This is a genomic window from Burkholderia sp. AU27893 (assembly GCF_002223205.1).
Classification (GTDB): Bacteria; Pseudomonadota; Gammaproteobacteria; order Burkholderiales; family Burkholderiaceae; genus Burkholderia.
The window spans coordinates 1,918,681-1,933,173 of record NZ_NKFD01000001.1 but is presented as its reverse complement, the minus strand read 5'-3'; the positions used below and the strand labels follow the sequence as shown (position 1 = coordinate 1,933,173).

16 protein-coding genes are annotated in these 14,493 nt (G+C 66.9%); all 16 read right to left on the bottom strand.

Annotation, left to right across the window (positions count from 1 at the left end):
- Nucleotides 1-11: 11 nt before the first annotated feature.
- Nucleotides 12-740, bottom strand: coding sequence for a molecular chaperone (locus CFB47_RS09170; RefSeq protein WP_089456127.1), 729 nt, complete (start codon nt 738-740; stop codon nt 12-14).
- Between the two features lie 17 nt (nt 741-757).
- Nucleotides 758-1,279 (bottom strand): fimbrial protein, encoded by a 522-nt coding sequence (locus CFB47_RS09165; protein WP_179249980.1) that lies wholly within the window; start codon nt 1,277-1,279, stop codon nt 758-760.
- A 584-nt stretch (nt 1,280-1,863) separates the two neighbouring features.
- Nucleotides 1,864-2,547: a response regulator transcription factor gene (locus tag CFB47_RS09160; RefSeq protein ID WP_089425257.1), complete on the bottom strand. Its 684-nt coding sequence runs from the start codon at nt 2,545-2,547 to the stop codon at nt 1,864-1,866.
- A gap of 13 nt (nt 2,548-2,560) precedes the next feature.
- Complete coding sequence (locus CFB47_RS09155; RefSeq protein WP_256940974.1) at nt 2,561-3,019, bottom strand: type II secretion system protein; 459 nt, start codon at nt 3,017-3,019, stop codon at nt 2,561-2,563.
- A gap of 67 nt (nt 3,020-3,086) precedes the next feature.
- Nucleotides 3,087-3,482: a type II secretion system protein gene (locus CFB47_RS09150; protein ID WP_089456124.1), complete on the bottom strand. Its 396-nt coding sequence runs from the start codon at nt 3,480-3,482 to the stop codon at nt 3,087-3,089.
- Entirely contained in the window at nt 3,457-3,945 is a 489-nt protein-coding gene (locus CFB47_RS09145; protein ID WP_089460990.1) for a type II secretion system protein, read from the bottom strand. The genes CFB47_RS09150 and CFB47_RS09145 overlap by 26 nt, the downstream gene beginning before the upstream one ends.
- Nucleotides 3,942-6,359 carry a secretin N-terminal domain-containing protein gene (locus CFB47_RS09140; RefSeq protein ID WP_089461398.1) on the bottom strand — a complete coding sequence of 806 codons (2,418 nt, stop codon included), beginning with the start codon at nt 6,357-6,359 and terminating at the stop codon, nt 3,942-3,944. The genes CFB47_RS09145 and CFB47_RS09140 overlap by 4 nt, the downstream gene beginning before the upstream one ends.
- Nucleotides 6,360-6,390: 31 nt before the next feature.
- Nucleotides 6,391-6,870 carry a hypothetical protein gene (locus CFB47_RS09135; protein WP_089460989.1) on the bottom strand — a complete coding sequence of 160 codons (480 nt, stop codon included), beginning with the start codon at nt 6,868-6,870 and terminating at the stop codon, nt 6,391-6,393.
- Nucleotides 6,867-7,421, bottom strand: coding sequence for a hypothetical protein (locus CFB47_RS09130; protein ID WP_089460988.1), 555 nt, complete (start codon nt 7,419-7,421; stop codon nt 6,867-6,869). Before CFB47_RS09130 ends, CFB47_RS09135 begins: the two co-directional genes overlap by 4 nt.
- Complete coding sequence (locus tag CFB47_RS09125) at nt 7,418-7,948, bottom strand: hypothetical protein (RefSeq protein WP_089460987.1); 531 nt, start codon at nt 7,946-7,948, stop codon at nt 7,418-7,420. The genes CFB47_RS09130 and CFB47_RS09125 overlap by 4 nt, the downstream gene beginning before the upstream one ends.
- Nucleotides 7,945-8,715 carry a hypothetical protein gene (locus CFB47_RS09120; RefSeq protein ID WP_256946669.1) on the bottom strand — a complete coding sequence of 257 codons (771 nt, stop codon included), beginning with the start codon at nt 8,713-8,715 and terminating at the stop codon, nt 7,945-7,947. The genes CFB47_RS09125 and CFB47_RS09120 overlap by 4 nt, the downstream gene beginning before the upstream one ends.
- Complete coding sequence (locus tag CFB47_RS09115; RefSeq protein WP_089456120.1) at nt 8,696-10,330, bottom strand: GspE/PulE family protein; 1,635 nt, start codon at nt 10,328-10,330, stop codon at nt 8,696-8,698. The genes CFB47_RS09120 and CFB47_RS09115 overlap by 20 nt, the downstream gene beginning before the upstream one ends.
- Nucleotides 10,331-10,384: 54 nt before the next feature.
- On the bottom strand, nt 10,385-11,569 hold the full coding sequence (locus tag CFB47_RS09110; RefSeq protein WP_089461396.1) for a type II secretion system F family protein: 1,185 nt from the start codon (nt 11,567-11,569) through the stop codon (nt 10,385-10,387).
- Nucleotides 11,566-12,087: a lytic transglycosylase domain-containing protein gene (locus tag CFB47_RS09105; RefSeq protein WP_089461395.1), complete on the bottom strand. Its 522-nt coding sequence runs from the start codon at nt 12,085-12,087 to the stop codon at nt 11,566-11,568. The genes CFB47_RS09110 and CFB47_RS09105 overlap by 4 nt, the downstream gene beginning before the upstream one ends.
- Nucleotides 12,062-12,502: a type II secretion system major pseudopilin GspG gene (gspG, locus tag CFB47_RS09100; protein ID WP_089425248.1), complete on the bottom strand. Its 441-nt coding sequence runs from the start codon at nt 12,500-12,502 to the stop codon at nt 12,062-12,064. Before gspG ends, CFB47_RS09105 begins: the two co-directional genes overlap by 26 nt.
- A 273-nt stretch (nt 12,503-12,775) precedes the next feature.
- On the bottom strand, nt 12,776-14,236 hold the full coding sequence (gbpA, locus tag CFB47_RS09095; protein ID WP_089456119.1) for an N-acetylglucosamine-binding protein GbpA: 1,461 nt from the start codon (nt 14,234-14,236) through the stop codon (nt 12,776-12,778).
- Nucleotides 14,237-14,493: the final 257 nt, after the last annotated feature.

Here is a 14,493-nt window from a genome sequence, read left to right as displayed (position 1 = left end):
ACCGCGTTGCGTCAAACGGCGCCGGTCGGCACCTTCATCGTGACGGACGGTGTCACCGCGCCGTAGTCGTTGATCGTGCTGAACCGCAGCGTGACGGGCTGTGCCGGCACCGCGTGGATGTAGCGCAGCTTGTAGGTCGCCGCCTGTAGCGGCGGCACCATCTCTAGATCGACGTCCTCGATCGTTCCGGCATCGATGCCGATCTTCGAGAACGTGACGTGATAAGGCGTCGGATTGTTCACGGTCAGCAGCGCGCCGTCGCTCGACGGCGCGATGTGCCAGGTCAGCGCCGCCGGCGCATCGGCCGACGAGCCGGTCAGGCCCTGCGGCCGATAGAACGCCTTGATCCGCGTCTGGATCGCGATCTGGAGCACGTTGTCCTGCTTCGGCGTGGCCGGAATCTCCTTCACGTTCAGCCACATCAGCGACTCGCGATCGGACGGCAGCCCGTGCTTGACGGGCATCACGCGCAGCAGGTTTTCCTTGCCGGGATCGAGCCGCGACAGCGGCGGCGTGACGAAGAACGGCGCCTTCGCGCCGCCCTTCGTCGATCCGCCGTCAATCCAGGCCTGCACGACGTAAGGCTGGCTGTCCGCGTTCTTCACGGGCACGACAGCTTCGCGCCGGTCCTCCTGCAGGATCACGCGCGTCGCGCCCACCACCACGCCCGCCAGCGCGCCGTGGGTCATGCACAGCCCGAGCACGCAGGCCAGCGTACGTTGTCCGAATTGAATCGTCATCGGTCGATCCCGTCTGCTTAGCGGTAGTGCAACGTGAACGACGCCGTGCCGTTCGCCTCGCCCGCCTCGGTCTGGTTCGACGTCGAGACGTAGTTCGCGGCGAAGTTCAGCACGTTGCTGCCCGGCGTCAGCTTGAGCGTGTCGGTCTCGCTGTTGATGCCGATCTGCTTGCCCCCTTCGTCCATCAACTGGATGCCGACGCCTTTCGCGTCGTCCTGCGCGCCGGTGCCGATCGCGAGCAACGTCGGATCGTCGCCGTTCGACGTGCCCTCGAACTGCGCGCGTACGCCGCTCAGCTGGTCGTTGCACTCGCTCAGTGCGATCTGGAACGGCACGCGACGACTTTCCTGGCCGGCGGTGGCGAGCTGGTCGATACCGATCGCGCCGAGCGGCACCTGAATATTGCTGTTGTCGATCTTGCAGGTCGTCGCGACGATCTTGCCGTGGAAGTTGATCGTGCCATCCGCGGCGAATGCGGACGTCGAACCGAATGCGGCCAGCAGCGCGGCCAACAAGAGGGATTTCTGGTACTTTTTCATCGAGTATCTGGGTAGAGAATTGAGGATTTCCGCTGCCGGTCCCTGACAGCGGAACAACGAACCCGTCGAGTTCGCAGGCATTATTCCGAGCCGGCCATCGCCACCCAACAAACTTAAGAAAATTCTCAACGCATGCCGCCTGGACGGATGAATCACGATGCAATGCGACGCCGGCGACGCCCCCTTCCACCCTTCCCGGGCTCGGCTGCCGACGTTGCGGAAAGCATCTAAGCAATACTCAAGGAATCCTCATCATCTGGCGAAATATGCACCGTGCAGCGAGATGGCCGTCAATACGGATGGTGTGCGCAAACGCGCCCGAGGCCGGCACGGCCGAGCGTGCCGCTCGCGGCGGCGGTGACGAACGACGGGGGGATGTGATCGGAGCGCGGCGAGACGGGCTGCCGTGCCTCGCGAAAGCCTCGGGATAGCCTCGCGCAGGCGCGTCGATTCAATGCCGAACGGCGGCTGAAGCGGTGTACCGCGACAGCCTTGCCGGAATGGGAATACGGATGGGGACAGGAAGGATCGGCGATATCGATCCCGTGGTCAGCCGGCGCGCGTCGCCGCGGCCGGCCGATTGCTCAGGTCAACTCGAGCCGATACCCGTAGTTGTAGATCGTCGTGATCGCGAGCCCGTTCTTCGGCCGCAGCCCGAGGCTCGTACGCAACTTGCTGACGTAGGTGGCCAGCGTCGCGTCGTACTTTCGGTCCACCACGCCCCAGATACGCTTGATCATCATGTCCTTCGACACGATCCGCCCGACGCTCTCGAACAACATCAGCGCGAGATCGAATTCGCGCTGCGACAGCTCGACCGGCACGCCGTCGACGGTCGCGGCATGCGAGCTCGTGTCGAGCACGAACTTGCCGACCTCGACCACCTTCGCGCGCTGCGTCTCCGGGTAGTACTTGCGCGCCTGCGCATTGACGCGCGCGACGAGTTCGCGCTCCCGCAACGGCTTGATCAGATAGTCGTCTGCACCGGTGTTCAGACCGAACACGATGTCGTTCTCGCCGTCGTGCTGCGTCATCATGATGATCGGCAGCGTGTCGGCGAACGATTCGCGCGCCCAGCGCATCACCTCGATCCCCGACTTGCCGGGCACGTCCCAGTCGAGCAGCAGTACGTCGACGCGCTGCGTGCGCACCAGCTCGATGAAGCTGTCGCCGTCGTGACGCACCTCCGTGTCGTAGCCGGCCTTGTTGAGCCAGCCGGCCACGACGCCCGCCTGCGTCACCATGTCTTCGAGTATTGCGACAATCATGTTCGATCCAGTCTCAAGATGCCGCCCCGTCCCCAGGCCCGTTCGCCACTCCGTCGGCCGGAGCGGGCGGCAAGTAAACAAAAGCCCATTCGCCATAGGCGTCGCTGTCGCCGAACGTATCGTACCGCGCGGGGAAGCCCTGGCGCTTCAGCGGCTGCCCCGGCGCCTCGCTGTACACGCCCATGATGCCGCCGTCCGGCGCCTTCACGAGCCCCCACTGCGTCGATCCCGTCAGCGGATCGGCGTACAGGCGCCGCAAGTGACGCTGCGTCGGCAGCGCGCGGCGGTCTTCGAGCAATACGTCGAGCGACTCCGGATAGCGGCTGCCTCCCGCCGCATTGTAGTAGCTTGCGATCGCCGCGCGATACTGGTCGCCGACAAACAGCAACTGCGCCTCGCGATCGCGCTGCTGCACCGTCTGCCAGATGCGCGCGGCCTGCGTCATGCCAAGCCCCAGCGCCGCGACGAGCATCAGCACGCCGAGATACGCGATGCCGCGCTGCCCGCGCGGGCCGCGGCATCGGCCGCCACGCCGCCGGTTACCACGTCCCATATGCGCTCCCGTCGAGCGCACGCCCTTTCGCGCCGCTCTTCACGTCCGCGACGCCGCCCCGGTCGCCGGCCTGCGGTTGCCAGGAGCCGCGCTTGCCCGTGACCGGGTCGAGCGGGATCTCGCGCAGATAGCGCTTGTCGACCAGCACCTCGAGCGTGTCGGGATCGCGGCCGTGATCCGCCCGATAGTCGTCGATCGACTGGCGCAGCGTGTTCAGGTTGTGGCGCAGCACCGTTTCCTTCGCGCGATCGCTCTGCTTCAGGTAGCCGGGGGCGACGAACGCGGTGAGCGACGCGATGATCGCCATCACGACGAGCAGTTCGATCAGCGTGAAGCCCGCGATGCGGCGTGCACGCTTACCACTGGTTGTACGGGACGCCATTGAGGCTCTCCTTGCGGTTGGTCGAGCGGATGTCGAACACGTCCTCGCCGGACGAGAACGCATCGGGGTCGCTCGCATAGCTGCGCGTTTCCCAGGTGTCCTCCGGCGCCTTGCCCTCGCATTCGCACATCGGATCGGCGGGGAGCTTGCGCAGGAAGTACAGTCTCGCGCCGTCCGGCGATTTCTTGTCCTCGACGCCGTCGACGAGCGCGTGCAGGTTGGGCGGATAGCCGCTCGCGTCGACACTGCGCTCGATGCGCCCGTCATCGGCCGCCGCCTTGTACGCGTCGAGCGCCGAGCGGATCACCACCAGCGCGCGGCGCAGTTCGGCCTCGTCCGAGCGGCGCTTGACCAGGTCGGTCAGCGGCAGCGAGACGGTCGCGAGCAACGCGAGCAGCGTCAACGCCACCAGCAGCTCGATCAGCGTGAAACCGCGCGCGCGCGCACGTCGACGGATGCTCATGCGAGGCCCCGTGCGCGCGACGGCAGTACCGGCGCGTCGGCATACCGCACCGGCGCCGATTCGCGCTCGCCCGTCAAACGCGCGACGAGCGCGTGGAGCGAGCCGATCAGCGAACGTACCGCGGCGGTGATGCGATGCTCGCCACGTGCCTGGCGCTCGGCGAACTCCGCGCGCGGCGCGGCAGCATCGGCCACCGTCACCGGCGCAACGGCGCGCACGACGGCGGCCGGTTGCACCGCCTGTGGAGCCGCATCGACTGCGCCCGCCGGCGCCTGCCCGATCTGTGCGGCGACGACTTCCGCACGCGGGCCGGCAGCGGGCACCGCTGCAGCGACGGCGCGCGTGATCTCGCCGCGCGGCGCGGCCGGGCGGTTCTGTGCAACCGGGGCCGCTACGGTCTTGATCGCCGCGGCCGGTTGCCGGCCGGCATCCGCACGCGTACGCATCATCCCGGTGCCGCGCGCGCCGTGCTCGGCTGCCGGGCTCGTCGCGTCGCCCTGCTCGGCCTGCGCCGGCGCTTGCGGCTCCGCGTCGGCGTTGGCCGGTTCGGCGCTCACGTCGTTGCTCGCGGGCTTCGACGGCTCGACCGGCTCGACCGGCTCGACCGGCGCGTTCAGGTCCGGGCCGTCCGACGACGTCATCCGCGCCGGCACGGCGCGTGCCGAATCGAGCGTCAGCGCTTCGGTGGTCACGCGCGACTCGGTGCCCGACAGGAAGGTCGTCACCGCCGACGTCGGCAGGTCGAGATTGCGTTCGATATGCGGCGTGATCAGCAGCACGATCTCCGAACGCTCGCTGCTGCGGCCGTTCGAGCCGAACAGCCGGCCAAGCACCGGCAGGCCCGACATACCCGGCAGCCCCGCGATGCTTTCGCTTTCATTGCGCTTCACCAGGCCGGCCAGGATCTGCGTTTCGCCGTTCTTCGCGGTCATCAGCGTCTCCGCGTTGCGCGTCCCGAGCGAATAGGCGACGAGCCCGGTCTTCGTGGTTTCCTTCGACAGGATGCTGCTGACCTCCATGTTCACCTTGACGCTCACCTCCTCGTTCAGGCTGATGCGCGGCTCGACCTTCAGCATCAGGCCCACGTCCTGGTAGCTGACCGATTCGGTGACGACACCGTTCGCATTGGTGGTCGTGACGATCGGCACGCGCTCGCCGATCTTGATGTTGGCCTTCTCCATGTTGCGCACGCGGATCTTCGGATTCGCGATCGTCTTGGTCTTGCCCTGCTTCTGCAACATGTCGATCGCGAGCGCGAGCCCGCCCGATTCGCTCGACACGCCGACGCGATCGCGATTCAGGCGCAGCAGGTCGCCGAGCGTCAGCGCACCGCCTTCCACGCTGCCCAGCGCGTTGAACTGGACCTTGCCGGGATATTGCACGCCCAGATCGAGGCTGTCGTTCATGTTGACCTCCAGCACCTGCACGTCGAGCGTGACTTCCGATTGCGGGATATCGAGGCCCATCACGACGCGCTCCGCGACCTGGATCGTCTCCGGCGTGTCGCGCATGACGACCGCGTTCACGCGCTCGTCCACGTAGACGTCCTTCGGCTTGATCATCTGGCGCAGCGCGGCCATCACCGACTTCGCGTCCGCGTGCGACAGGAAGAACGTGCGAATCGCGAACTCCGTGTAGTTGCGCGCCTTGTCGGGCTGCGACGGGTAGACGAGCAGCGTGTGCTTGTCGAGCACCTTCTTCTCGAGCTGGTTGGTACGCAGCAGCAGGTTGATCGCATCTTCGGCGGTCGTGCGCTCCGCGAACAGCGTCGCGGGCTGGCTGGTATCCACGTCGCGGTCGAACACGAAGTTCACGCCGGACACGCGCGAAATCACGTCGAAGATGTTCATGAGCGGCTGCTGCTTGAAGTTGAGCGACACCGGCTTGCGCAGCGCGTCGGCCAGTTGCGGGCGCACCGTGCGGCCGGCCTGCGATTGATTCAGCAGCGTATCGCGCAGACGCTTCGCGTCCGTATGGTTCGGCTGCTCGGCGAGAATCCGCCGCACGATCTCGAGCGCTTCCTGCGACTTCTCGCCGCCAATGCGCTGCGCGCGCGCGAGGTCGACCGACATCTGCTGGCGGCGCTTGACCTGCTCGAGCGACTGGCTGGCCTTGAAGTTGCCCGGCTCCTCGCGCAGTACGTTGGTCAGGTGGTCGATCGCGGCGGCATGGTTGCCCTGCGCGACCTGGCGGTCGGCGGCCTTCAGCTCGGCGCGCACATACTCCTGCCGGCTGCCCTCGACGGCGGTGGTAAGGGCGATGTCGTCGGGCGCGGCCTGCTTCTGCTGCTGCAGCGTGCTGAGGCGCTCGGCGGGTGTCGTGGCGGCGGCAGGCGCGGCGTTGAACGGGGCACTCGCGCATCCTGTCAGCGCGAGCGCCGAGATCAGGAGTAAAAGACTGAGTTTACGTTTCATGATGGTGTTCGGCACAGGTTCAAATCGGGGTTCATGGAGTCGGGACGGGCGGCGACAGCTCGATATCGGTGCTGCCACGGGTCACGATCACCGCGCCCTGTTTGCCCAGTTTCTTCAGCCGGTAGCCTTCGGCGATCTCGCCGCCCGGCAGTACCGCGTCACGCACGCCGCAACGCGATTCGCACAGCAGGAACGTCTTGCCCGAGCCGTCCAGCACGACGATGCGATGACCGTTCTCGCGCCACTCGCCGGCAATGTCGAACGGCGCCGACGCAACCGGTGGCGCGTCGATCGGCGTGTCGAGCGGCGGCATGTCGGACTCGGGCGCCGCGTCGGGCGGCGGCTCGGCTTCGGTCGCCGTCTCCGCGCCGAGCGAGGCCCAGCTCTGCGCGGGAAAAAGGTCGACGACCGGTGCCAGCGCGTGCGTTTCGTTCGCCGCGCTGCCGCCGGCAACGCACGCGGCAGCCAGCGCGAGCGCGGCCGCGAACGGGATCAGGGGCGCGCGCATCATGCATCCGGCCCCAGCAGGCTGACCCGCAGGTCGGCGATCACGTTGGGACTGTCGATCCGCTCGCGCTCGACCGACAGGCCCTCGATGCGTACCATCGGCTGCTGCGTAATCTCGCGGATCGCTTCGCGCAGCCCGACATAGCTGCCGGACAGCGCGACGTTGATCGTGAGCCGGCGCAGCTTGCCCGGCACCTCGACTTCGCGGCGATAGGTCGCGTGCTTGCGCTCCATGCCGTGCTGGGACAGGATCTGGAAGATCGAGTACGCCTGCTCGGTGCTGCGCAGTTGCTGCACCTGCTGCAGCGTCATGCCGCCGGGACCGGCCTTCTGGCCCGGCTTCGGCAGCGCGGCCAGCGCCTTCGTCCGCGCGTCGCGATCGGCTTCGAGCTGCTCGGCGCCCGGCTGCAGGTAGCACGCGTGCACGCCGATCAGCGCCACGACGAGCCCCCCTGCCACCAGCCCCGGCATGCCCAGCTTGCGGGACGCCGCATAGGCGCCCCAGCGCAGCCGCTCGGCGAGCGCGGTCATGTCGATTGATTTCAGGTTCGTCATGGGTGTTCGATGTTCAGGCTGAAATAGAAAATGTTCTTGCCGTCCTCGGCTTTCGTCCGGTGCTGCAGCAGGCGGACCTCGCGGTCGGGGTGACGGTCCTTCAGGCGGTCGACGAACATGTAGATGTGCGACAGATGCGCGGCACCGCCTTCGAGGCGCGCTTCCTGTCCGGCCTTGTCGACCGTCAGCAGCTTCAATGCGATCTGCGGCGTCCACGCGTGCTCGATCCAGTCGACCACCGCCGGTCCCGCGCCGGTCGCACTCGTGCGCTGCTGGTCGAGCACGCGCGCGATGCGGCGCTCCTCCGCCGTCATGTTCTTCTGCCGGCGCTGCTCGCGCTCGATCGCGCGCTGACGCTGATCGATGCGGCTTTCGATGCTGTCGACCTCGTCGCGCAACTGCTCGACGTTGGACCACTCGCTCGCGACGAACGCGCCGGTCACCAGCGCGCAGCACAGCGCGACCGCCGCCCACGGCGTGACACGCGCGCGAGGCGCCACGAAATCCAGTTCATTCAGGCGCTTCATGCCGGCTCCTCCTGCGTGGGCACGGCCTGGTCCACGTCGTCGTCGAGCAACGTGACGCCGTCGGCGGCCGCGCTCGGCAGCGTGCCGTCGAGCGCGCTCGCGAAGGCCGCGCCGGCGAGCGGCTGTCCGGCCATCAATGCCGCGGCCGCGAACCAGTCGTCAAGACGGCTGCCCCCCGCGCGCGGCAGCGTAACCACGTCGGCCCACTCGCCCGCACGCCGGAACACGCACGTGACGATGCGCGGCTGCAGCAATGCATAGCGGTAGTCGTCGTGGCTCAGGTGCTTCGCATGCGTGGCGAGCGCAACCGACAGCGCGTCGCGCACGCTGACGAGCCGCCAGCCGGCTGCGCGGCACGTCTCGTCGAGCGACATGAGCAACGTGTCGCAAGCCGCCACCGCGAGCTGCGTGCGGCCGCGCCGCCCGCCTTCGAGGCGAATCCGCAGCGCGCCGCGCTGCGCACGGGCGGCGAACAGCGCGCGGGCATAACCGTCCCACGCGGCGTCCGACACCAGCCCGTCCTGCCAGGGCAACACGACGCCATGCGTCCACGGATGCCCCGCGACGACGTGCACGCGGTTCAGCATCGGCAGGCGCGCCTTCGGCAGATCGCCGAGCACCTGCGCCAGCGCGTCGGCGGGCGCACCGTCGTGCGCGACGACGATCCGCGGCTCGCCGGCGCGCCGTGCGCGCCAGTCTGCGCTCGTCCATATGCGCAACCGGTCGGCGTCGAGCACCGCGAACACGTTATTCCACGGCGATCGCACGCTGCACCTCCTGAAACGTCGTCAGTCGCGCGCGAATCGCGGCAAGGCCCGCATCGCGCATCGACTGGTAGTCGGCGTTGTTCGCGAGCGCCTGCGCGCGTTTCTCGATCGAGCGTTCGAGCAACGCGGCCTTCATCGCCGCATCGAGCGTCAGCACTTCGGCGAGGCCGATCCGGCCGTGATAACCGGTGCCCCGGCAGGTTTCGCAACCCTCGCCGGGCGTGACCACGTGCTTCAGGTCGTCGAGCGACGCACCGGACAGATCGGCACCGTCGGCCGCCGCGCCGCCGCAGCTTTCGCAAATGCGCCGCACCAGCCGCTGCGACACGACACCGTTCAGCGCCTCGAGAAACGTCGACGGCTCGACGCCCATGTAGATGAAGCGGTCGATCACGCTGAAGCCGTCGTTCGCGTGCACCGTCGACAGCACGCGGTGGCCGGTGAGCGCCGATTGCACCGCGATCGACGCGGTCTCCTCGTCGCGGATCTCGCCGACCATCACCGTGTCCGGGTCGTGCCGCAGGATCGCGCGCAGCCCGCGAGCGAAGGTGAGACCCTTGCGCTCGTTGACGGGAATCTGCAGCACGCCTTTCAGTTCGTATTCGACCGGGTCCTCGATCGTGATGATCTTGTCGTCGCCGGTGTTGACTTCCGACAGCACCGCATACAGCGTCGTCGACTTGCCGCTGCCGGTCGGCCCCGTGACGAGCATCAGCCCGTACGGCCGGTGCGCGAGCGCGCGCACGCGCTCGGCCGTCTGCGCGTCGAAGCCGAGCACGTCGAGGCTCACGCTGTCGCCGCGCTGCGACTTGTCGAGCACGCGCATCACCGCGTTCTCGCCATAGGTGCCGGGAATGATGGACACGCGGAAATCGATCTCGCGGCCCTGCATCACGACCTTGAAGCGGCCGTCCTGCGGCACGCGCTTTTCCGCGATGTCGAGCGCCGCCAGCACCTTGAGACGCGACAGCGTCTGCGCGGCCGTCTCGAGCCCCGGGATGTGACGGATCGACTGCAGCACACCGTCGATCCGGTAGCGGATCGCCAGGCCGTCGGGTACCGCTTCGAGGTGGATGTCGCTCGCGCGGCTCTGCAGCGCGTCGTAGAGGGTCGTATTGACGAGCCGGATGACCGGGCTTTCGTCCTTCGCGATGCTCGCGAGCGAGATCGACTCGATCGCCTGCGCGAGCGAATCGCCCTGCGCATCGATCGTCACGTCGTCCATCAGACGCTCGTTCGACTCGACGTCGCCGAGCAGCCGCTCGACCTCGCCCGGCACGCTCATCGCCATCTGCACCGGCTGCGCACCGAAGCGCGCGAGCAGCTCGTCGCGCACCTGGCGCGCGAACGGATCGGCCAGGACGACGCAGGCCGCGCCGTCGTGCTCGATCGGCAGTACGCGCCAGGTCAGCGCGTCGTGCAGCGGCAGCAGGTCGAAGCGCGTCGGCGCCGCCTGCAGCGTCTGCGCGTCGACCGCGTCGACGCCGAGGCAGGCCGCCACTTCGGCCAGCACCGATGCGTCGCCGCTCAGCAGGCCGTCGACGTATTGCGCGAAGCCAACGCCGGATGCCTCCGATTCCGACTGCCAGCGTTGAGCGATGTGTTCCGTTTTCATTCAGTTTTCTCCTGTTGGTCAGCGGGTTCGCGAAAGCAGGGTCGGCCCGGATCGCTATCCGACGCTGCCGGCCAATTCGAAGATCGGCATGTAGAGCAGCAGGACCACCGCGCCCACCGTCGCGCCCACCGCCAGCATCAGCACCGGTTCGAAGACCTTGCTGAGCATCTCGATCGCGCGGTCGAGCGCGCCGTCATGAAACTGCGCGATGTGTTCGCACATCCCGCCCAGGTCGCCGCTCTGTTCGCCGACGCGCAACAGCCGTTCGGCCACCGACGTCGTCAGTGCATGCGCGGCGAGCACGGCGGCGACCGGACGCCCTGCGCGCATTTCGGTCAGCGCCGCCGCCAGCCGCCCGCGGAAATGCTCGGGCAACACCTTGCCGGACAGTTCCAGCGCGACGATCACCGGCGTGCCGCCCGCGATCAGCAGGCCGACGGTCCGGTAGAACCGCGTGAGCGCGAACAGCGCGCAGATGTCGCGCACTTTCGGCGCGCGCCACATCAGCCGCTGCGCGGCCCGCTTGGCGGCCGCCGAGCGCACCGCCAGCCCGATGCCGACGAACGACGCCACGACCGCCAGCCCGACCGCCATGCCGTTTTCGCGCAGCAGGGTCGCCCACCAGAGCATCGCCTGCGCGGTCGCCGGCAGCGTGGCCAGCGACTCGAACACCACCGCGAAGCGCGGAATCACGAAGAACGCCATGAACAGCAGGATCGCGATACCCACGCCGATCACGACGACCGGATAGATCAGCGCGCCGGTGACGCGCTTGCGAACCTGTTCGATTCGCACTTCGTACTGTTGGTAGCGCTTCAGCACGACCGGCAACTGACCGCTGCCCTCCGACGATTCGATCGTCGCGACGAGCAGCGGCGGAAAGATCGCCGGTTGCTGCGCCAGCGCCTTCGACAACGGCTGCCCTTCGACCATCACCGCGAGAATCCGGTCGATCACGTGTTTCGCGTCCTTGCCCGAATCCGCTTTGTCGCGCAACGCTTCGAGCGCCTCGATCAGCACGAGGCCCGCATCGAGCAGCGTCGATAACTCCTGCAGGAACAGCGTCAGCGCAAACTTCGGTGCAGCGCGACGGCGCCCGAAGCCCGCCTCGCGCCGGATCTCGACCACGACCCATCCCTGGGCCGCGAGCCGCGCGCGCACCTCCGCCTCGCTCGCCCCTTCGGCCGTCTGCTGCGAGACCTTGCCGTCGGCAAGCACCCGTACCCGGAACGTGTTCATCGCGACGGCCTCCGCCATTCGTTGAGTTTCGCGAGGCTCGCCTCACGATCGCTCGTCAGCACCCGGTATTCCTTCCAGACCTTGGTCGCGTAGGCCTTGCGGGCCGGCTCGCGCTTCGGCGAAGACCCGGCGTTGTACGCACCGACCGCGTTCCAGGTATAGCCGTGCCGATCGATGAAATCGGCGAGGATCGATGCGCCGGTGGCGATCGACGTGCACGGCTCGTCGATCAGCCGCTTGTGCGTCACGCCGACCTTGACCAGACGCGGCAGATGCGTGCTGTTGATCTGCATGAGCCCGATGTCGTAGGTGCCGTTCCGGTTCCAGTTCATCGCGCGCGGATTCATCGACGATTCCACTTTCGCGATCGCGACGAGCAGCAGCGGATCGATGCCATGCTGCTCGCCTGCCCAGGTCCAGCAATCCCTGGCCGCGACGCCGGAGGTGCCGGCGGCGAACAGTGCCACCGCGGCCACCCAGCGACGCAGGCCCTTACATGCCGTAGACGAGGTCTGCATCGAGACCACTCCCGCCAACCCGACCGTCGCGCCCGAGCGATACGATCTCCGCTTCGCCGTCGCGGCCCGGCACGTTCCACTGGTACACGCGGCCCCAGCCGTCCTTCGGCACGGCCTTCGCCAGATACGGGCCGTTCCAGCCGTCGGTGCCCTGCGGCGCCGCGACCAGTGCGTCGAGCCCTTCGTCAGCCGTCGGATAGCGGCCCATGTCGAGCCGGAATTGCGAGACCGCGTCGCCCAGTGTCTTCATCTGCGCTTCCGTCGACTTGACCTTCGCCTTGTCGACCTGCGAGAAGAGCTTCGGTCCGACATAGCCGGCCAGCAGCGCGATGATCAGCAGCACGACCAGCAGCTCCAGCAGGGTGAAGCCCTTCTGGCCCCGTCGTTTCGTCCATTTCAGATAGTTCGGTTTCACGTCGTATGCCCTCGGTAGAGATCCCGGCGCGGCATCGCGGCCGGAGGCCGTCGTATCGCAGACGGCAGGTGAATCGCGCTTTCGCTGATGCGTATTTCGATTGAAGGAAAGCGCCGATCGATGACGTCATTTTCCCGGGGGGTGCCCCGCGCCACCACCTTCCTCAACGAAATATCAATAAGGTTTTCAAGGTGCGGGCCGGTACGCTCCGACCCGAAAAAAAGAGCCGCACGCATTGCTGCGTGCGGCTCGTCTCAATGCCCTTTCAGGTCGTTACTTGGCGCAGGCGCCCAGGTCCTTCCACACCTTGCCGGTGTGGTCCGCACCCGTCGAGGCCGGGCTGCCCGGAACCTCGTTCTGCGTCCACCAGCGCGCCTCGTACGTGCGGCCGTTGTGCTGCACCTTCGCGCCGCCCGTGTAGGCCGTGCCCTGCTTCCACTCGGCCTGGCATTGCGCGCCTTCACCGCCGCCCGCGTCGCCGGTCAGCTTGAACGTGGTGGTTTCCTGCTTCAGCGTGCCGCCTTCGATCTGCGACGTCGCCACGGCCGTGTGCTGGCCGGCCTTCGCGTTCGCGATGTCGACGCTCACGTCGCCCTGCATGCGCATCGTCGCCGACTTCGAGCCGACCAGCGAGTTCGACGCGTCATAGACCTTCACGTTGACGTTCGTGTCCTTCGCGTGATTGAACTTCAGGAAGAACTTCGCGGTCGCCTTGCCGTTCTGGATCTTGAATTCACCGTTGTTCGAGATGCTGAAGCCTTCGTCGAGCCCGCTTTCCGGCTGGTGATCGATCGTCGTCTCGGTGCGCACGATGCCGCTGCCCTTCTTCGAGAACACGTCGTTCTTGCCGAGCGACGGCTCGATGCGACCGTCGCGCTCGACGCCGGCCATCAGGTTCGCCGACTGCACGCGGTTGATTTCCTTCGCGAGCAGCATCGGCCACATGTTGCGTTCGCCCTGCTGCGCGGAGCCGATCGTCACCGTGGTCTTCATCGACGGCACTTCGCCGCTCGACTTGAACACGCGGTTCGTGACCTTGTCGCCGGCCTTCAGGTCCATGATCGGCGCGATGCTGCCGACGTTCGACCACGAGGGCTTGCCCGGATCGGTCGCGCCGCCGTCGTCGGTGATGTTCAGGTCGGCGACGTTGTAGAACATGCCGGCCGTATCGCCGACGTGCCACGTCGTCAGCATCACGTGATGACCCTTCTTGTCTGCCGGAATCGTGCAGTTGTGCGGGCCGATCTCGTCGGCTTTCTTCATCCCGCCGTCGACCGTACAGAACGGGTTCAGGTCGAACTGGTCGCGCGTGAGCTTCTCGTTCGGATTCCAGCCCTGCTTCGTCAAGTAGTACTTGAATTCCTTCGTCACGTGCGCCGCGGTGAACGTCCACTTGAACTTCTGCGCGCCCGGCTTGATGCTGGTCTGCTTCCAGCGATCGACCGACTGCTCGTTGAGTTCGCTGAATTGCGTCACGCCGCCGCTCGCGATTTCGCCGTCTTTCGGGCCGGCTGCCGGGAAGCCTTGTTTGCCTTCGATACTTTGCGGTTCATAGGCGACCGAGCCGCAGTTGAAGTTTTCGATCTTCCCCGCCTTCGCGCTGCACAGCAGGCCGCGCGACGGCGGCTCGGACAGGTAGCCATGCGCGAATGCGGCCTGGGCGAAGAACATCGACGCGCAGGCAACGAGCGGCGACAGGGTAAAGAGGGTCTTTTTCGCAGTTCGGGTTCTCATCTGATTTCGTTTGGTTGAAAGTTGGTCAGGGTTGGCTTCGTTCGACGGATCGCGTTCGAACGTCTCGAATGGCGTGACGCATGTTCTGCTGACGAAACGCTGAGTGAAGTATCGGCAAGCGTCTTTCAATCGAGAATCTTCCTCAACGATCTCTAAACGATTCCCTCCCGAGTCATCCGCAGTCCTGATATAGGCATGTCCCGCGTCGAGCAGCCCGCGTTTAGATTGCATTGAGATTCGTTGCCGCCCCGCCCTCC